Source organism: Pedobacter sp. BAL39 (genome assembly GCF_000170795.1).
Lineage (GTDB): Bacteria > Bacteroidota > Bacteroidia > Sphingobacteriales > Sphingobacteriaceae > Pedobacter.
Window position 1 is genome coordinate 79544 of the sequence record NZ_ABCM01000013.1, and the last position, 18764, is coordinate 98307.

At 47.8% G+C, this 18764-nt stretch carries 14 protein-coding genes; 5 read left to right on the forward strand and 9 right to left on the reverse strand.

What is annotated here, in order from left to right; translation table 11 throughout:
* The first annotated feature begins 105 nt into the window (after nt 1-105).
* Genes PBAL39_RS16575 through PBAL39_RS16585 form a run of 3 tightly spaced genes read left to right on the forward strand, consistent with a single transcriptional unit; the run spans nt 106 to nt 4074 of the window.
* On the forward strand, nt 106-1155 hold the full coding sequence (locus PBAL39_RS16575) for an HlyD family secretion protein (protein ID WP_008243575.1): 1050 nt from the start codon (nt 106-108) through the stop codon (nt 1153-1155).
* A gap of 20 nt (nt 1156-1175) precedes the next feature.
* Nucleotides 1176-2756: a DHA2 family efflux MFS transporter permease subunit gene (locus PBAL39_RS16580; RefSeq protein WP_008243577.1), complete on the forward strand. Its 1581-nt coding sequence runs from the start codon at nt 1176-1178 to the stop codon at nt 2754-2756.
* 19 nt (nt 2757-2775) lie between these two features.
* Entirely contained in the window at nt 2776-4074 is a 1299-nt protein-coding gene (locus PBAL39_RS16585; RefSeq protein ID WP_008243579.1) for a TolC family protein, read from the forward strand.
* 89 nt (nt 4075-4163) lie between these two features.
* Here PBAL39_RS16585 and PBAL39_RS16590 read toward each other — a convergent pair whose 3' ends face one another.
* Nucleotides 4164-4769 carry a GIN domain-containing protein gene (locus PBAL39_RS16590; RefSeq protein WP_008243581.1) on the reverse strand — a complete coding sequence of 202 codons (606 nt, stop codon included), beginning with the start codon at nt 4767-4769 and terminating at the stop codon, nt 4164-4166.
* A 200-nt stretch (nt 4770-4969) separates the two neighbouring features.
* Here PBAL39_RS16590 and PBAL39_RS16595 point away from each other — a divergent pair, with 200 nt between their 5' ends.
* The gene (locus PBAL39_RS16595) at nt 4970-7306 is read left to right on the forward strand and encodes a mechanosensitive ion channel domain-containing protein (RefSeq protein ID WP_008243583.1); all 2337 of its coding nucleotides are present in this window, start codon (nt 4970-4972) and stop codon (nt 7304-7306) included.
* A 13-nt stretch (nt 7307-7319) separates the two neighbouring features.
* On the opposite strand, the gene PBAL39_RS16600 is transcribed toward PBAL39_RS16595, so the two are convergent.
* From PBAL39_RS16600 to PBAL39_RS16610, 3 genes are all read right to left on the reverse strand, one after another.
* Complete coding sequence (locus PBAL39_RS16600) at nt 7320-7802, reverse strand: DUF4625 domain-containing protein (RefSeq protein WP_008243584.1); 483 nt, start codon at nt 7800-7802, stop codon at nt 7320-7322.
* A 10-nt stretch (nt 7803-7812) separates the two neighbouring features.
* Nucleotides 7813-8730, reverse strand: a complete 918-nt coding sequence (locus tag PBAL39_RS16605) for a DUF4625 domain-containing protein (RefSeq protein ID WP_008243587.1) — start codon at nt 8728-8730, stop codon at nt 7813-7815.
* Nucleotides 8731-8801: 71 nt separating this feature from the next.
* Nucleotides 8802-11228, reverse strand: coding sequence for a TonB-dependent receptor (locus tag PBAL39_RS16610; RefSeq protein WP_008243589.1), 2427 nt, complete (start codon nt 11226-11228; stop codon nt 8802-8804).
* Nucleotides 11229-11859: 631 nt separating this feature from the next.
* On the opposite strand from PBAL39_RS16610, the gene PBAL39_RS16620 reads away from it, so the two are divergent.
* Nucleotides 11860-12393, forward strand: a complete 534-nt coding sequence (locus PBAL39_RS16620) for a sigma-70 family RNA polymerase sigma factor (protein ID WP_008243593.1) — start codon at nt 11860-11862, stop codon at nt 12391-12393.
* A 60-nt stretch (nt 12394-12453) separates the two neighbouring features.
* Here PBAL39_RS16620 and PBAL39_RS16625 read toward each other — a convergent pair whose 3' ends face one another.
* The 5 genes from PBAL39_RS16625 to PBAL39_RS16645 form a co-directional block, all read right to left on the reverse strand.
* Nucleotides 12454-13059 (reverse strand): GIN domain-containing protein, encoded by a 606-nt coding sequence (locus tag PBAL39_RS16625; RefSeq protein ID WP_039866871.1) that lies wholly within the window; start codon nt 13057-13059, stop codon nt 12454-12456.
* A 171-nt stretch (nt 13060-13230) separates the two neighbouring features.
* Entirely contained in the window at nt 13231-13713 is a 483-nt protein-coding gene (locus tag PBAL39_RS16630) for a DUF4126 family protein (protein ID WP_008243596.1), read from the reverse strand.
* Between the two features lie 46 nt (nt 13714-13759).
* The gene (locus tag PBAL39_RS16635) at nt 13760-15076 is read right to left on the reverse strand and encodes a DNA mismatch repair protein (protein ID WP_008243599.1); all 1317 of its coding nucleotides are present in this window, start codon (nt 15074-15076) and stop codon (nt 13760-13762) included.
* Between the two features lie 7 nt (nt 15077-15083).
* Nucleotides 15084-16439: a DNA mismatch repair protein gene (locus PBAL39_RS16640; protein ID WP_008243601.1), complete on the reverse strand. Its 1356-nt coding sequence runs from the start codon at nt 16437-16439 to the stop codon at nt 15084-15086.
* A 4-nt stretch (nt 16440-16443) separates the two neighbouring features.
* Entirely contained in the window at nt 16444-18756 is a 2313-nt protein-coding gene (locus tag PBAL39_RS16645) for a DUF4350 domain-containing protein (RefSeq protein ID WP_008243602.1), read from the reverse strand.
* Between the last annotated feature and the right edge of the window lie 8 nt (nt 18757-18764).

Genomic DNA, 18764 nt, shown 5'->3' on the forward strand with positions numbered 1-18764 from the left:
GATTGTCATTCCAAAGTATTTTTCAATGCAATGGTACAAAATTTAGTAAACTAAGTTTACTAGATTAGTCAACTTAGTTTACTTTTGTGCCCATCAAAATTCAACATGGAAACAAAAGAACCCACTCAGACCCCTGTAAAAAAAACGCTTAGAACAGCAATCATCGCTATCGTGGTGATTGTGATCGCTTATTTTGCATTCACTAAAATCAATCATGCATCGCACTATGAAAACACAGACAATGCCCAGATAGAGACCAATGCCGTGCCTGTCATCAGTCGCGTATCCGGTTATATCCAACAGTTTTCACTTACAGACTATCAGACTGTAAAAGCCGGCGACACCATTGTGTGGATTGACGACAGCGAGTACCTTCTGACGGTGCAACAGGCAGAGGCCGATCTGCTCGCTGCAAAAGCCGACCTCAAAAGTGCAGAATCACAGTTGCCTACGATCGGCTCAAATAAGGACGTTGCAGCAGCAGGGGTGAGCGTAGAAGAAATTGCAGCGCAGAAAGCGAAAAGAGATCTCCTGCGTGATGAGGCGCTGTATAAGGAAGGCTCCATTACCCTTCGTCAGTATGAAAATAGTCAGTCTGCTTACCAGACCTCAGTGAAGTTGCTGGCATCCAGCAAAACCAAAGTAAGCCAGGCAGGCACACAAACCGGCACCGCCAATGCTCAGATTGCCCGTGCGCAAGCCACCATCGCCGCACGTGAAACGGCATTGAAGCGTGCCCAGCTGGATTTGTCTTATACGAAGATGATCGCGCCCATCAATGGGAAAGTTGGCAAGACCAACCTTAAAAAGGGGCAACTGGTGCAGCAGGGGCAGCAGCTGTTCAGCCTGATCAGTAATGATCAATACTGGATCATTGCCAACTTCAAAGAAACGCAGATTGAGCATATGAAAGTCGGGCAGACGGTGCATATCGTTATTGACGGCTACCCTGACCAGGAAATCACGGGTAAAGTATCTGGCTTCAGTGATGCTACAGGCGCCAAGTTCTCGCTGCTTCCCCCGGACAATTCGACAGGAAACTTCGTTAAAGTTACCCAGAGGGTCCCGGTGATGATTTCCATTGACAGTGCAGAATCCCTGAAAGAAATCCTCAAAGCCGGATTGAGTGTCGAGGTGGATGTAAAAGTTAAGTAATCCCAACAAAGAACCTTAAGATGGCTGCAAAAGACAATAAATTCATCAAAATCATCATCGTCATAACGACCATTACCGCTGCGGTAATGGAGCTGATTGACACCTCCATTGTCAACGTCGCGCTGAACAACATTAGTGGAACGCTGGGTGCAACACTGGAAGATGCATCCTGGGTGGTGACGGCATACGCCATAGCCAACGTGATCATCATTCCGCTGACGGGTTTCCTGAGCAGGTATTTTGGAAGAAAAAACTACTACCTCTTTTCCATCATCGCCTTTACCATTGCCTCCTATATGTGTGGTGCTTCCTCATCGCTGTGGATGCTTGTATTCTGGCGCTTTATACAGGGCATCGGAGGCGGAGCACTGTTGTCAGTGTCTCAGGGTATTCTATTTGACCAGTTCAAACCACATGAGAAAGGCATTGCCGGTGGTATCTTCGGTATGGGCATCGTCATCGGCCCTACCATAGGCCCGGTGCTTGGAGGTTATATTGTAGATAACTACCACTGGGCACTGATCTTCGACATCAATATCCCCATTGGGATTGTCGCAGCCCTCCTCACCTGGAAGTTTATTGAACGTAAACCAAACGAGTACAATATCGATAAAAAGTCAATTTCTATTGACTACATCGGCATTCTGTCATTGACGATAGGCATTGGCGCCCTGCAGTATGTGCTGGAGAAAGGGCAATCAGAGGATTGGTTTCAGGACGAAGCCATCAGGTACCTGACCTTTGTTGCTGTTGCCGGCCTTGGGACTTTCATCTGGTGGGAGCTCCATACCGACAACCCTGCCATTAACCTTCGCGTATTGAAAAGCAGAAACCTGGTAGGTAGTAATGTGCTGACCTTCGTCTGCGGTTTCGGTCTGTTTGGCTCCGTATACCTCTTCCCTGTGATGGTACAAAGAGTACTGGGATACACACCTACAGAAGCGGGTATTTCTATGATTCCGGGCGCCCTTATTGCGATCTTCGCCATGCCTTTCATTGGTGCCGGACTGGGAAAAGGGATCAAACCCATTTATTTTGTCGTCACCGGGTTTGCCCTGTTTATCCTCCACGGATACACCTCTTCTCTCGCTGCACCCGGTGCCGGGAAATGGTGGTTTGCAGTTGCCCAGATGTGTCGCGGTCTGGGCACAGGCTGCCTTACCGTACCACTGCTCAGTCAGGCGGTAGTAGGACTAAAGGTACAGGATATGCCTTATGGCATTTCCCTGAACAACATGTTCAGACAGCTGGGCGGTGCGTTCGGCATTGCCATCATGAATACCTACGCCACCAATAGGTTTGCTACCCATCGCTCAGACCTGGTATCGAACCTTCAGGGCAATAACCCCTTGCTGACAGAACGCCTGAATGGCATCTCCCATGGTTTGGTTGCACAAGGGCTTAACCCCCACAATGCAAAACAAGCCGCTTTAGGGATCCTCGATCACAGCCTATCAAACCAGGCGCAGATGCAGGCCTACCTCGATGGCTTCCTGCTCATTGCAATCTTCTTTGTCTGCACCATCCCATTCATGCTGCTTTTGAAGAGTGAGGATACGGATGCGGAGACAAGAGCAAAAGTGGCTGCGGCCGCACATTAACACATTAAACACCAAGACAATGAAACGTTTATTCAGCATATTTTTATTTATCACCTGCAGCACTGCTGCCTTCGCACAGGAACAACCCGGAAGCCTGAAGATGCTCATCAACCAATCCTTTACCTGGTTTCCGGCATTTAAAGAACTCGGACAGGCTGTCGATGTTGAACAGCAACGCATCGAACTGGCAAAGTCCAACGGCCTGCCATCGGTACAGGCCACAGGTTCGTATAACTACCTTCATCCCGTATCTGAAATTACCATCCCCGCAGGCGATCAGCCCCTCCAGTTTCAGATCATGCCCAACAACAATTACAAAGCCATGCTGAATGCCAGTTATACCCTCTGGGACTTTGGTGTCGTAAAAGCCAATGTGGAGCGTGCGAAAGCCGGACTGCAGTACGCGAAAGACAATGTGGAATACAATCAGAACCAGATGGCCTTCCAGGTGGCCAACATTTATTATCAGATGACCTACCTCAAAGCAGCCATCAGCATCCAGGACAGTGTGCTTCAGTTTCTGCGTAGCAACAAGAAGGATACGGAGATCAAATACAAAAATGGTGATGCCCTGAAATACGATGTACTTTCCATCCAATCCTCTATCGATCAGGAAAACAACCGCAAGATTGACCTTCAGAAGAGCCTGGATAAGCAGTATGCATTGATGGAATACACTACAGGCGCCAGGATCAGTGACAGCCCTGTCGATTTTAATCTTCCCGTGGATGGAATAACAGGAAATCAGGATGAAGCAATGGAAAATGCCCAACGCAGCAACCCAGAGTTCCTGCTATTGAACGATAGGATCGCACAGGCTGAAGCCGAACTTGCGGTCAGCAAAACCGGGGGTAAGCCCTCGCTTACCGTTGGTGCGGGAACAGGATATGCAACGGGTTACACTCCGGAGATTGACAAGTTCAGATATAACTATACCGCCGGTGTAACACTCAACATCCCCATTTATCAGGGTGGCAGAGCCCGGAAGCAGGTCAGCCTCGCCAAAAGCCAGTCGGCGCAAACAAAATACGCACAGGAAACGCTGAACAACACCTTCCGTAAAAACATTGCGCAGGCGCTGATCGACATCAACAGCAACAAATCCAGTCTTGTAAATGCACAGGCACAGATCAATGAAGCAAAGGAAGCCCAGAAGTTTGCTCAAAGCAGGTTCAGAAACGGTACTGGTACCAACCTGGAGCTGGTCAATGCAAGCACGAATGTTCAGCGCGCTGAACTGACCAAATTGCAATACAAATATCAGCTTTGCGTGGCGCAGATCGAAATTGCCCGCTTAACAGGATTGAAATATTGGTAACCTTCATCTTCCTATAAAAACATGTAAACACAAAGCGGCTGCATCATTTTTTAAATGACGCAGCCGCTTATCCCAACGCTCCTATATCCCTATTTTGCCAATCCGGCTATTGCTACTCCAGTTGAAGGCACTAATTTCGTATCGGCACACACAAAATCTCCGAATTTAATGTTGCTCATGTTGCTGGCCAAAAGTGTATGTTCCTTAGCAGAACCATTCATTTTTAAGGTCGCATTGTCATTAATCACGGTATATAAACTACCGATTACTGCATTCACTTTTACCTTCGCACTCTGGCTTAGGAACAGCTGAAGATATTTTACATCGAAGTTGTTGCTCATCACCACTACGGCACTACCCGCAGCTTCAATCCTTTGAAGGTCCTTCACCGCAACGTTGATCGTCACTTGTCCACTTTCCATAGAGTTGATGTACAGCGTCTGTCCTTTGAACTGAACCGAAGTTTTCTCTGCATTGAAACCTTCTCCTACGGTGACCCCTTCATTTTCACTTTGTGTCAGTACGATTTTCACATTTCCCGCAACCCAGATTTTGTTAAAGCCTTTTTCTGATGGCAGCGCTTTTGTTGTTGTTGCTGATGGAACATTTACCGATGCCAAGGCAGTCGTGCCTGTAGATGTCAATGTTACTGCTGCGAATAATATGGCGAATGTTGTTTTTGTAAGAGTTTTCATGATTTTATTTTTTTAAGGTTTTTCTTCTTGTTTTGTAATTAAGACGACCTTAAAAGGAAAACGTTTCAGCGGTTTTCGCTGCATTATACCAGCGACAGTACGTGCTCGACCAACGCCCGTAATTATTCGACCAACGGATAACATTATTTGTATTTTTATGTTATTTAATAGCTAACAAGATTGTCTTTTATATGATTTCAATGTCCAGATCCTTTACTACGCTCCTACTTGCATTCCTGATCACCACATTCCATCCGCAGTTCAGCTCAGCTCAGGATAGTCTTAAAAACACAGCAGACTCCTCGAAGTCCATCCCCGACACCCTGCTGTTTAAAATTCAGAAAGCACAGGCAGCGATCACGGAGATCAACTCGGCCAACAAAAAAGGATATGACATCGAAGCACGGCAACAGCGTCTGGGAGACATCCGACGCAACATCAGTCCCCTGCAGAAAGACTTCAAGGCCGCAGGCAATAAAATAGAGACCAAAAGCCTGATGAGCTACAACCTGATCCTCAAAGATGCACAAGCCAGGCTGGCAGACCTCACTACCCAACTCATGAAAGACAACAATGAGCTGCAGCGCATGTCGCAGCAGGTGGTCGACCTAAGCTCGGATTCCCTGCTGACCATATCAGCAAAGGACGATCTGGAAAAGAAGCTTTACCAGAATCAGCTGCTCGATATTAAACAGCGGTTGCAGGATGCAGGCAAGCTTACAGGCAGCAACCTCAGCCAGGTAAGCCAAATGCTTGCCGATGTCTCTGCACTGAGTATTGTGGCCAACGACCTGAAAGATAAAACCGCCGAACAGCTACAGCAATCCGGAGAACTCGCCCTCGGCAAAGAGGAATCATACCTCTGGAATGCCCCGCTGACCGGCTCAACGGATGAAAGCCTGGGCTACCTCGTTAAGTCTTCCTACCAGGGCCAGCAGCAGATCTTAAAATATTTCATCAACTCCACCTGGGACAAGCGCATAATGGCCATCCTCATCGCCATCACTTTCTTTATATGGGTGCACACCAATTTCAACAACTCCCGGCGCCCTTCCGTTAAACAGAAAATAGGCGAACTTAAATTTGAATATTTAAAACCTTATCCGGTACTGGCCTCGCTCATCGTGCTGCTGAACATCACGCCTTTGTTTGAACCTGATGCACCTTCCCTCTATATTGAACTGATCCAGCTGCTGTTGCTGCTGGTCATGACCATACACCTGCGACGGACACTCCCTGGCCCTGAACTTCGTTACTGGCTGTTGCTCATTGGAGCCTACGCCCTGCTGATCCTGGGCAGCGCTGCAGTGAACGACTCCCTTTTGCCAAGGCTTCTGTTTATGGGGATCAACATCTTTTTTATCTATTTAGGCATCCTGATCTACAGAAAAGTCAAGGTCAGGCAGTTCTCCAAACGATATGTCAGAACGGTCATCATTATCCTGGTGCTGCTGAACGTCATTGCGATACTAATGAACCTGTTCGGGCGCGTCAGCCTTGCGAAGGTTTTCAGCGCCACAGGAGTCATCGGGCTTACACAGCTCATTGGACTGGCGGTATTTGTGCAGGTCATGCTCGACGCACTGGAATTGCAGATTAAGCTGAGTTCCTGCAACAATGGAATCTTTTCCCGCGTCAGTCACAATAAAACGAGGCTAAAGTCCCAGAAGGCACTCTCCATCCTTTCTGTCATCTTATGGGTAATGGTATTTCTCATCAACCTTAACCTCACAGGTGGCCTCTCCGGATTATTGGAACAAATCCTGTCGAAGCAACGCTCCTTTGGCAGCATCCACTTTACCATGGGAAACATCCTGTTTTTTGTTGCCATTGTATATATATCCAATAAACTCCAGAAACATGTGCCCCTGCTGTTTGGCGAAGAAAGCATCACTTTTAACGAGGGAAACACACCTAAAAATTCCAAGGTAGCACTGATCCGGCTGATCATCATCATCATTGGCGTGCTGTTAGCAGTTACGGCATCTGGTTTACCGATGGACAAACTGACGGTCATACTGGGTGCCCTGGGTGTAGGGATCGGGCTTGGCATGCAGAACATTGTCAACAACTTTGTTTCGGGGATCATCCTGATCTTTGAGAAGCCCTTCCGGATCGGCGACTATGTTGAGCTGGCAGATAAGAAAGGAAAGGTTCAGGACATCGGCATACGCTCCAGCAAACTCCTGACGCCCCAGGGCTCTGAGGTCATCATCCCAAATGGAGATCTTTTGTCCGGCAGACTTGTCAACTGGACGCTGAGCAACGATTTCGTAAAGACGGAACTGACATTTAAACTCAGTGCAGAAGCAGACATCGAGCTGATCTATAAGACCATCAATGAAGAGGTACAGGCCACGGGGAACACCATGAAAAACCTGCCTCCGGAAATACTCATCAACAGCATCGCGGCAGACAACATAGAGTTTAAAGTGCTGGTATGGGTGACCAACATTTATGTGGAGGCGGGATTCAAAAGTGACCTGTTAAAAAGACTGCTGCTCCGGTTCAGGGAGCAGCAGATTAAAATCATTTAACAGACTACGCAAGCTATTGGACCTTCACACTCAGCCCCCTGATGGTCTGCCAGCCAGCTTTGTCAGTTACCCGGATCATAAAATGGTAATCTCCTGGATCGGCATCTGCAGGGATGGTAATCGTCGCACTGCTTTGATACGTCTTCTGGCCTGCCGGAATCGGGTAGCTCTGAATCAGCGTATAAGGTTTTACCGGTACCTTTACCGGATCCATGCCACAGTCATCCACTTCCGTACTATGGGTATGGTGGTCGAAATTATGGTGGATGTCGATGCTTACCGAGCCCAGCTCAGCATTGTCTGTAAACTGTGCACTAAAGACGAAAGGCTGGCCACGCTGGATGACACTGCATTGCTTCGGAAAAGCATCTGCAGCGGCGATATCGATCACAGGGTAAGTGGTATCGATCTCTTCAGTGTCGTCCTTTTTACAGGAATTGAAAAGACCAGCAGTTAACAACAGGAGCGCGACAGGTTTTAAATATTTGTAATTCATATCGTAATTTTTATTGGTAATCTATGGTAATGGGCATTGACTTGTAAACATTCATATTGTAGCTGGTATTTTTGTAGAGGATCACCCAGTTGTACTGACCTGAGCCCCATGCTTTCCCTGCGGTAATTGGATTGGCAACAGGGTCATTAGCGTCTTTCTCAGCACCTATAGCAATGGTCTCACCACCCAACACCCCATTTATCCGTCTTAAAGTGGTAATCTTTGAAGATGCAGCCAATCCCTGATGTTCCACTTTAGAGATCACGATGACTTTACTTAGATCCAGCTGGTCCACCGATTCAGGATGATAGTTTGCCGTTTTCTTAATCAGCACTGAGTACAGGATGCCGTCTCCGGCAATTTCGCTGATCTGAGCATGAGCGGTCAGCTCATCACCTTTTTTAAAAACCAGCTCCTGCTCCACCCAGGTATCCATATAATAAATCAGGTCGCCATTACGGGAAATCATGTCGCGACCGATCTTTGGATCGACGGGCATATTTGCCGGATCAGAAATCTGCAGCTCTTCTTTAATCTCCAATACGGACCCATTCTCATCAGTAACGATGAAATAAAAATCGTACTTCCCCTCTGGGGCGTCCGTTGGAATACTGAAATGTTTATGCACATTGGTGTTTTTAGCACCCACATATTCCTGCCAGTCCAGCTCCATCTTCCAGCTGTTGCTGTACGTTTCCCCGCTTTTTTGCAGCACCTTCAGCTGAACCGACCTAATCTTGTCGCCGGCCACGACATCTGCATTGAAATGAAAATCCCTGCCAATCAGGGCATGTTTATTATTGGCGGTACCGATCTCTATGTTTTCGGCGGTAGGCCTGAGTTGCTCCACCGCAGGATCGTCTTTTTTACAGGCTGTGAAAGCTGTGGCGATCAGGAGGAAGGCCAGCATGATTTTTGATGTTTTCATTTAATGATTATTGGTTTAATAATGGTTTATTTTCCCCTAACGTGGGATGTCTAATGTGGCAATGGGGATTCTTAATGTGATAACATACCGGCAAAGGGAACCTTCAGCGAGAGCACGATGTTCCTGCCTGCCTCGGGCAGCTCGATCAGCCTGTAAAAGCTGGTGTGGTTCAGGTATCGGGTGTCCAGCAGGTTTTGTACCTGCAGGCTGACTTGCACCGGTTGCCTCCATAGCTTTGTTTTAGTGCCCGCCTGCAAGTTGACCACCCGATATCCAGCAGTTTTCTTTTCGGGGGGCACAATGCGTTCCTGTCGTCCGGTAAGGCGGTAATCAACGGAAATATAACTTCCCTTATCCTGCATTGGCGACCAGCTGAGGTTGAACAACACCGATGCCGGCGGCGAAAAAGGCAGGGTATATCCCTTCTTATCACCAGACAGCTGGCGGGCATACAGGTATTCGCCCAGCACCTCGGCACTAAGACCGTGAAGAAACTCATACTGCAGCTGCAGCTCAGCGCCATAGCGCATCACCCTGCTCTGCTCATAGCGAAACACCTGGTTGCCTGCACCGTAATAATAGTCGTGATCGGCAGTGGGATTTAAGTAGATGTAATTCGGGAAGTAATTGTAAAAGGGACTCAGCTGTACTGACCAGCGCGGAGCCTTCCAGCCCAGGCTAAGGTCTGCCTGGTACGACTGCTCCGGGGACAATGCCGGGTTCCCCCTTTCGTAGCTGAAATAATGGTAGTTTACCCCATTTGCACCAAGCTCCTTAGCAATCGGCATACGGAAACTCTTCCCAACATTCGCTTTCATGAAAAAATGTTCTTCATTGTAATTCATACCTGCAGACCACACAAAGCTGTTGAATGTCCGGGTCAGGTTTTCTGCCCGTTTCAGGTATTCCGCATTTGTGCCAGTACTACCGTCCGACATGGACGGAAACCAGTCCGTATATTCAGACAACCGCAACCGGCCATAGTCATAACGAAGGGCCCCATGCAGTAGCAGCTTTTCATTAATTTTCAGCTTATCATAGACAAACATACCTCCCGTAAACTGCTGGAATGAAGGCACGAGAAAGGTCCAGCCATTAATGGTATTGTCCTGAAATTCAGCGTTCAGCCCTGCGGTAATGGAATGTCTGCCCAGGCTGAAGTAGTCCTTCAGGTTTGCCGAATAAACATGTTTATCAAACTCCCGCTCCAGGTCGGCAGGGATTTCCATATCTGCGGGATAAACCGGCGGCATATAACCATGGTTCACATACTGACTGAACTCCTGCCGGAAATTGCGTTGAAAGCCCAGATCGCCTTCCAGGCGATGTGCAGAAAGCTGCCACGCGGTGCGGTTGATGACTTTAAAATGGTTAACTTTCTGACTGGGCATCAGGATGTCCCTGCTGGAAGCATCATGCAGGTCGGTATCTACCCTTCGGGGCTCCAGCCCGTGTGCATTTGCAAAGAAGCCACTGTTGCTGAAGGTATTGCTGAAATAAAAAACAGAACGGAAGCGTTCTCCGATGAAACCGGTATTCAGATGGATATTGGTTTCTCTTCCTGCAGTATTCCGCAGCTGCCTTTCGTGCAGACGCACCGCATAGTCATAAACAAAAATCGTATCTGCAGGCACGCGGTAATCGCCATAGTTCTGGTACGTCAGCCTGGAATCCATAAACCAGTGGTCTGTTCTTCCATACAGGTTAAGCGAGGTGCCATACAGTTGGTTGTTACTTTTGCCAATAAGGTCTGCCGAGCCGCCGAAAGTATGTGCTGCAGGCACTGCTGCAGGTTTGACATCTATTGCTCCTGCAATGGCATCAGAACCGTAAACAAATGATGCCGCACCTTTGATCAGCTCCACCTCATTCGCCGCAAACTGGTCCAGCTCCAGGCCATGATCGGCACCCCACTGCTGCCCCTCATGTTTTACGCCCTTATCCACCACTACCACGCGATTGAAACCCAAACCACGGATCAACGGCTTGGACTGCCCCGAGCCTATGCCAATAGTCTTAATTCCCGGAAGCCGTTCCAGGCTTTTCATCAGGCTCCCCCCAAGATGTCGCTGCAGGTAGTCGCTGTTTACGACCTCCACATTCAGTGCATCTTCCCGCTGCCGGATTTGCTGACGGTTATCCATGATGGTAACTTCCTTGAGTTCATGTGCATCCTTACCAGGTTCCAAAACATCCTGCATCGTCACCTGTATCACCCTACTCATTTGCAGGTCGATGTCCTTTTTCTCCATACGGTAACCATGCAACTGTGCAAGCAGCGTGTACTTCCCCCTGGATGGCAATGTGAAATGGAAAGCGCCTTCAGCATCGGTATAAGTAACCTTGGGAACATCCGAGTGTCCACCGTCCAAAGTAAGCTTAGCGCCTCTGAGCAATTTTTTGTCAAAACTAAATACCCTTCCGGACAAGTGAAGCTCCTGCGCAGACAACTGTATACCACATAACAGGATAAAAAATAGAATATAAGATCTCTTCATAGAAACAACAGCTCATGGCAAATGAGCAAACGATTCATCATCCGCTGCAATGCAGCAGGACTGACGTTAAATAATGGAAATAAAAAAGGAAAATGTCTATCAGATGAATAAAGGAGGCCCTTTATTAATCAAAGTCTGAAATACTGGAGGCAGTTGCCGTGCAGAACGAGCTGCTTTGAAGGGTATAGCACTCAACACAGGCCTGATCACCACCTGGGGATAACTTAATACCGCATATTCATCCTGATGATGCACCAGGTAGGCGCAAAACAGACAGCTGTCCTGTAGCCCAATTGAATCCTGACCTTTGACAACAACACTTTGCGGGTCCTGTTCATGATCATGGAATGCGGTAAGCAGCGTCAGCGAACAAAATAGCAGCAACAGCAAGCAGGAACTTACCTGCCTGAAATTGATAACCGCTTGTTTTGCATCACTCCTCACAATTGCAACAAAGCTACATTTAATTATTAAACAAATGAAACTTTGTTGCAATATAAAACTATAGTATTCTTTTCCTATCAGCCGTTTGCCTGCGCTGGCACGTCGCCGTGCCAATTACTTTGGTACAGCGTTTGTAATTCGAAGAAATTGAAAAACATTGATCAGAATAACAGAAAATCATCTACCTATGAAAAATATTACCTTGAATGATCAGATCTGCGGCCATATGGATTGTCTGGAAAGCTTTGCCCTCCGGTTTACCCGCAATGTCGAAGATGCGAACGACCTTGTGCAGGACACCATCATTAAAGCTATCCGTTATCATGAACTATATAAGCCGGGAACTAACCTTAAAGGATGGTTGTATACGATCATGCGTAATACTTTCATCAATGACTACCGTCGTGGTACAAAGAAAAATGCACTGATAGATACCTCTGAAGATCTCTCCTCTTACCAGCTGCACAACAGTGCGGAAAGAAATCAGGGCGAGAATAAGTTCGTGATGGAAGACATCAACAACGCGATGGAGCAGCTGCCCTCAGACTACGCTGTGCCATTCCTGAGGTATTTTGAAGGGTATAAATACCACGAAATTGCTGAAGAATTACAGATCCCAATCGGAACCGTAAAAACAAGGATTTTTATGGCCAGACAGTCGTTAAAAAGTCAGTTGAAAATGTACAGCGACCAGTTTGGCAAACGCCAGCAATCCGCATAAAAACAGAAAGAGCGACGGGCATCCACCTGTCGCTCAAACTAACCTAAAGTTTATTATTAACTATCTTGCCAACCCGGCTACTTTCAGCGTTTGTGCAGGTACTGATTTTGTGTGAGCACATACAAAGTCTCCGAATTTAATGTTGTTCATGTTGCTCGCCATTAATGTATGTTCCTCGGCAGAACCATTCATTTTCAGGGACGCATTGTCACTGATCACCGTATATAAACTACCTACTACTGCGTTTAATTTTACCTTCGCACTTTGGCTCAGGAATAACTGCAGGTATTTCACATCAAAATTGTTGCTCATCACTACCACAGCACTACCTGCAGCTTCAATTCTTTGAAGATCTCTTACATTTACATTGATCGTTACCTGCCCACTTGCCATGGAGTTGATGTACAAAGTCTGTCCTTTATACTGAACTGATGTTTTATCTGCATTGAAATCATCTCCTACACTTACACCTTCATTTTCACCTTGTGTCAATACAATTTTCACATTTCCCGCTACCCAGATCTTGTTGAAGCCTTTCTCTGATGGCAGCACCTTTGTGGTTTTTACAGGGGGAACAGTTACTGTTGCTGAGGCAGCCATACTTGTTGAAGTCAATGTTACTGCTGCGAATAATATGGCGAATGTTGTTTTTGTAAGAGTTTTCATGATTTTATTTTTTTAAGGTTTTTCTTCTTGTTTTGTAATTAAGACGACCTTAAACAGAAAACGTTTCAGCGGTTTTCACCGCTTTATACCATCAACAGCATGCACTCGACCAACAGCCGAAATTATTCGACCAACGCCCGCTGGTATTTTTACCAATGCCCCACAATGTGATTACTTCCGCATCCCGGAGCTGATCAATCCGCCTGCGGCGATTCCCACCAAATCTTCTGCAGCACCTACGTATACGTCCTTCACACCGGGCAGTCCATTGATATACTGGCGTAAATAGAAGGCACCAAAGGTTCCCGCCACCGCCGATGCCGCCCCCACAAGTAACCCGAGCCCTGTATGCTGTCGTTTTGCTTTTGCCAATACGAACCCGGCGAACGCACCTGAAGCAATGCGGAAAAGCACCTGTGGCATCCCCGTCCGGTTTGGCGCCAGCGGATTTTTGTCACCCACGATTTCAAAAGCTGCAAATAACTTTGTGATGACAGCTGCCTTTTCCGACTGTAACAGGTTTAATCTGGAATCGCCAAGTGCAGCACTGGGATGCTGATGAAAATGCTGACTGAGCAACGCCGGAGCGAATGAGGTCCTGATTCCTGCCAGAATCCCCAGCCCAATGATCTGATTGATGTGTCTTGTAACCATGATGGTATAACAACCTCAGATTACAGTAGTTTGAAGAACGGCCTGATTATGTCTTCAGCATCTCCAGAATACCTTCATTTTCAATAATCAGCATCCCCTGCCGGTCTGTGGTAATCCCTTCCTGCAACTGATAGGTGTACCTTGGCACATGGCCATCCATAACTGTCGGCAGGTAGCTGAACCCGACATTCCTGCAGCGCTCCTGTAAGGCTGTACCCACCTCAATAATATGCGTGGAAATGATAAAAAAGCAGTTGCGGTATTTGGAGAAGGCCTCTGTTACAGCCAGGGTAGCATCATAAGCGTCCTTCACGTTGGTCCCTTTAAAGAGCTCGTCAAACAATACCACCAGATGCTGACCTGTACCAACAGATTCGGCAGCATTTTTTACGCGAAGGACTTCCGCATAAAAATGGCTGTACCCCAAGTTCAGGTCGTCAGGAACGTTAATGGAAGAATACAGGCCGTCACATACCGAAAATTCCATTTGCCTGGCCGCTACGGGAAAGCCCATGTGCGACAGGTAAACGGCTATTCCAAAGGACTTCATAAAGGTAGACTTCCCAGCCATGTTTGCGCCGGTCAGGAAAATCATATTCTGCTCCCGGCCCAACGACAGCGGATTTGCTACGCCTTTCATTAATCCCGGGTGCCACAGTCCGGCGCTACGCATACAGTTTGCCTCCTTTGGCAACGCCAGCGCATAACTAAAACCACGTTCCCTAGCCACCAGGCTCACCCCGATGTAAACATCCAGCAGGCAGATGCCGTTCAGCAGGGCCCCCATCTGGAGCTGCAAAGTGTGTTTCAGTAAATGATCATACCAAGCAATTTTCATCAGCGGAAGCGGAAATACTTCGCTCAGCAAGTCCCTTATCCCCTGCTCGTCCAGGATCGCACTTATTTGTTTACGGGATTGTTCAAAAGGACTTCCTGCATCTCGCCCCATCTCCAGCATCAAGCGCTGAAGTTGCCGCAAGACTTCAACAGTAGCATTCAGCCCGGCAAGCAGCTGACCAAACTGTTCATCATGCAGGAACACGGCAAGAGCCTTTTTATGGAGTAGTCCTGTTGTGGCCAGCAGGAAATTAGCGGAGGTGCCCGTGTTGAGATAGGTTTCCGCCTTTTGAAAAGTCAGTCCATCTACCGGAAATTTCAGCTGTTTATTCTGAAAGTAGCGGAACATGTTGCTGCGCGTATTGATGGCCTCCACATCCACCATGGGATGTTGAAACATCTCCTGCAACTTGCGCTCGCCACCGGTAGTATGCAGCTTATTGAATAGGCTAAAAATAGAATCCGGGCGGTATTTACCCAATAGATTCAGGTCGTCCAAGGTTTGTTTATCTGCGATAAAGCTCATATTTCTTTTAATTAATCGGCTTTTTATGGATCCGCTCAAGACCCTTTCTCAGGATCTCCAGGATGCCTTCATTGTTAATGATGATCATGCCATGGCGGTCGGCCGTCAGTCCTTCCTCCAGTGTATAGGTATACACCGGTTTGTTTCCATTCATTTTGGTGGGCAAAAAAACGAACTGGATATGGTCATTGCGTTCTTTCAGAACCTCACCCGCCTCAATGATGTGCGTGGAAATGACAAACATGCTCCCTGGTTTATGTGCAAAAGCTTCCGTAAAAGCAACAGTGGCCTCACAGGCGTCTTTCACATTTGTACCTCGGAACAACTCATCAAAAAGGACAAAGAGCTGCTTCCCGGACTGCAGCTCCGCAGCAATTTTCTTAGCGCGTAAAACTTCAGCATAAAAATGACTGGCCCCCATCCCCAGGTCATCGGGCAGGTTGATGGTGGTGTATATGCCATCCAGGACAGAGAACTCCATTTCAGCAGCGGCCACAGGGAAACCCGCATGTGCCAGAAAAAGTGCGATGCTGAGCGACTTCATAAAAGTCGACTTTCCCGCCATATTAGCGCCGGTCAGAAATATGACATTGCTGCGCTCATCTATGCTGATGTTGTTGGCCACAGCATTTTTTACCTGAGGATGGTATACCCCTTTCAGCCGCAGCAGGTGCCGGTCTCTAGGTAATGCTTTGGGGAAGATGAAACCGCGCTCCATCGCCACACGCGCTACCGACTGATAGACATCGAGCTGATAAACATACGTCAGCAGCCGTTTTACCTCATCCCGGTAACGGAACCGCAGCAATGCATCATACTCCGCAAATACCGCAGCTGAAAGACGTCCTTTTCTGGGCCTGCTGAACAGCACGGAGAAAGCATTCGAATGAAGCTGTGCCCGGATCGCCTGGTAGTCGACGAAATAGCAGTGCCCTGCTTCGAGCTGCAAAGCGCCAATAAAATCACGCAGACCTTGCAACAGATCAGTTAAGGCAGTGATGCCATTGTGGATAGTAGTCGTCTCTGCATCCGTTGCCACCAGATTACTCAGTCTTTGGGTTACCGAATGGTCCTGCGCGGACAACTTTGTGCGCTCGTCAGTATTGCTCAGGTAAAGTTCCGCAGCATCAAACCAGGCGGTGGCGAAAGGAAATTGCCAGTTCATTGCGGCAAAATATTGAATGATGCCGCTGCGCTTATTCACCGCATCGGCATCAGACAAGGGATATTGGAACATCGCCTCCAGCAGCGCTGCCCCACCACGGGTATTCGTCCTGTTGAAAATCTGGTACACGGAATCGCTTCCGTGTTTACCAAATATATTCAGGTCATCCAGTGTTTGTTTATCTGTTGTAAATAACATCTGTTTATTTTCTTTTACGTCTGATGAGCAGTACAGACCCGCCGGCCAGCAGCAAAGCTGGCAACACCCATATGAAGGCAATCTTACAGGCATTTACTCCTGCCGAGGTGATCTTCATGCGCTTGTCTTTAGCTTCCGGCCGGGAGGTATCAATCGGAAACTCTCCATAGTTCAGCCAGCTATACAGTGCGGTGTTGAAGATGAAGTTGGCTGTTTTCACGTTGTACCTGCCCAGCTCACTGTTACTCATAAAATCGGCGTCACCGCTTACAATGATCCGTTGTTCTTTACCGTTGATCTTCCTGCTCAGTGCCAGCACTGTAGGAAACGACCGCCGTATATCTCCATTGGCAGTACTGAAAACCACTGCCGCGGAATCAGCAACGAATTTTCCCTTTTTAAGCCAGCTCAGCCCACTGCTGGTCATCAGCAAAGGGTGATAGTTGAATCCTGACTGCTCATGATAGGCGAGGGCAACTGCTCCGGGTGTCGAAACAACTGTACTATCCTGAAAACTTTCGGTCAGCATCTTCGTAAATGTAGACGCAAAAGGCGTAACATTATTCAGTACCAGGTCTGGGGACAAATCTTTACTCGGCTGCACCAGCGTGCCCTCCAGCATTTCCACGCCCAGCTCCTGCAGGACGGGGGCAAGCACATCTCTTTTTTCCGGCTCGCCGGCAACCAGCAGGTTGCCACCCTTTGCGACATAAGCTTTAACCTTTGCCAACGTTGCAGGGCTCATGGCCGACTTAGGATCTGCAATGACCAGGATGGAAATGTTCTCAGGAACGTCGCTGCTTTCCAGTGAGAGGGTGTCCACATCAAAACCCTGATTCACCAGGGCATACCTGAAGGTCTTCAGTGTCGTTAAAGTCTGGTATTCCCGATCTCCCTTTTTGACAATGTCCCGCTCCAGATTTCCGGTAAGAAAAGCGACCTTCGGCAGCTTCGCCGACATCAGGCGCTTGAAAGCAGCGGAGACCTCCGTTTCACTCGGAAACATCTGCTGATCATCATACACCCTGAGGAAGGTGCTTTTATCTTTATACTTCAGCTGCATCACAAAGCGGTTCAGCTCGGGCTTCAGGTCAATCAGCTTATGGATCTCTTCGGGTGTTTTGAACATCGACAGGTCGAGCCTGAAGTTCTTGGCACTCAGGTCTGCAATCTGTTTCAGGTTCTTGCCCTCATACTGTTTATAAAAGTAATTGTGGTCATCAGGGATGCTGTCGTAGTAGTTGACATACTCAAATTTAATGTCCGGCTTGAAGCGCAGGTAAGGCTCCCATACCGACAGATACCTGTTGCGGGCTTCTGGAAGACCCGCATATACATATTGTCCCAACAAGTTATTGTACACTGTGATCTCCAGCTCCTCCTTGCCCAGTTGTTTGATGATCTTCTGTGCATTTGGCGTAAGGGTATTGCTTTGATTGGTCGTAGTATCCCAGTAACCAATCAGTCCGGGTCTGGAACTGGCGTAACCAATTGCCAGCGCCGAGACGATGATGAAGGCATACTTACCAGCTTTAACGACAAATGGTTTGGATTCACGCCCGGCTTTCATCTTAAAGATGGTCAGGCCCAGGAAGATGTAGACGATAATCAGGAAATAGATGACATCCTTGGTCATGATCATCCCGTTCAGCATATGCCCGGTTCTTCCGGAGAGCGACAGGAAATAGGTCAGGTCGCGTACAAAATCATATTGCTGCCAAAGGGTCCCGATATAACTCAGGATACCGATCATCACGAATGTGCTCACCGCGGCCACGACCTGGTAAGTGGTCAGGCTGGACATAAACAACCCAATTGCCGAATAGGCACACAACAAAAGGAAGAAACCCAGAGCACCCGACATCAGGATTCCTGTATCTACTTCTTTGATGTGAAATAAACCGGCAAAGAGAAAGATGCCAACAATGGCGACCAGCACGAGGCTGTAGACCAGCATGGCCAGGTACTTACCAAAGACGATCTCCTGCACTTTCACCGGTGAGGAGTATAAAAGCTTGATGGTACCGCCATTAATTTCGCGGCTGATCAGCCCCATCGTTAGCAATGGGATATACAGGTAAAGGTTCTGCATCACACTGCTAAACAAGCCTCCCTGTCCGGTAAAGATCCTGTTGGTCAGTTGAGTCATATATTCCAGGCCCCTGCCGCCCATCTCCTGACTACGCACATTGCTGTCGACCATACCCATATAAGTCATGGCACATTGTACGAGGAACACGATCATAAGGAACCAGGCAATCGGGGAATAGAACAGGTTCCGTAACTCTGTTCTTGCTATTTTAAATATAATATTCATGATTAAGG

Coding starts and splice junctions, on each gene's coding strand:
- PBAL39_RS16585 (WP_008243579.1), top strand. CDS start 2,776: ATGAAACGTTTATTCAGCATATTTTTATTTATCACCTGCAGCACTGCT.
- PBAL39_RS16590 (WP_008243581.1), bottom strand. CDS start 4,769: ATGAAAACTCTTACAAAAACAACATTCGCCATATTATTCGCAGCAGTA.
- PBAL39_RS16610 (WP_008243589.1), bottom strand. CDS start 11,228: ATGAAGAGATCTTATATTCTATTTTTTATCCTGTTATGTGGTATACAG.
- PBAL39_RS16595 (WP_008243583.1), top strand. CDS start 4,970: ATGTCCAGATCCTTTACTACGCTCCTACTTGCATTCCTGATCACCACA.
- PBAL39_RS16640 (WP_008243601.1), bottom strand. CDS start 16,439: ATGTTATTTACAACAGATAAACAAACACTGGATGACCTGAATATATTT.
- PBAL39_RS16605 (WP_008243587.1), bottom strand. CDS start 8,730: ATGAAAACATCAAAAATCATGCTGGCCTTCCTCCTGATCGCCACAGCT.
- PBAL39_RS16630 (WP_008243596.1), bottom strand. CDS start 13,713: ATGGTTACAAGACACATCAATCAGATCATTGGGCTGGGGATTCTGGCA.
- PBAL39_RS16580 (WP_008243577.1), top strand. CDS start 1,176: ATGGCTGCAAAAGACAATAAATTCATCAAAATCATCATCGTCATAACG.
- PBAL39_RS16575 (WP_008243575.1), top strand. CDS start 106: ATGGAAACAAAAGAACCCACTCAGACCCCTGTAAAAAAAACGCTTAGA.
- PBAL39_RS16645 (WP_008243602.1), bottom strand. CDS start 18,756: ATGAATATTATATTTAAAATAGCAAGAACAGAGTTACGGAACCTGTTC.
- PBAL39_RS16625 (WP_039866871.1), bottom strand. CDS start 13,059: ATGAAAACTCTTACAAAAACAACATTCGCCATATTATTCGCAGCAGTA.
- PBAL39_RS16620 (WP_008243593.1), top strand. CDS start 11,860: ATGAAAAATATTACCTTGAATGATCAGATCTGCGGCCATATGGATTGT.
- PBAL39_RS16600 (WP_008243584.1), bottom strand. CDS start 7,802: ATGAATTACAAATATTTAAAACCTGTCGCGCTCCTGTTGTTAACTGCT.
- PBAL39_RS16635 (WP_008243599.1), bottom strand. CDS start 15,076: ATGAGCTTTATCGCAGATAAACAAACCTTGGACGACCTGAATCTATTG.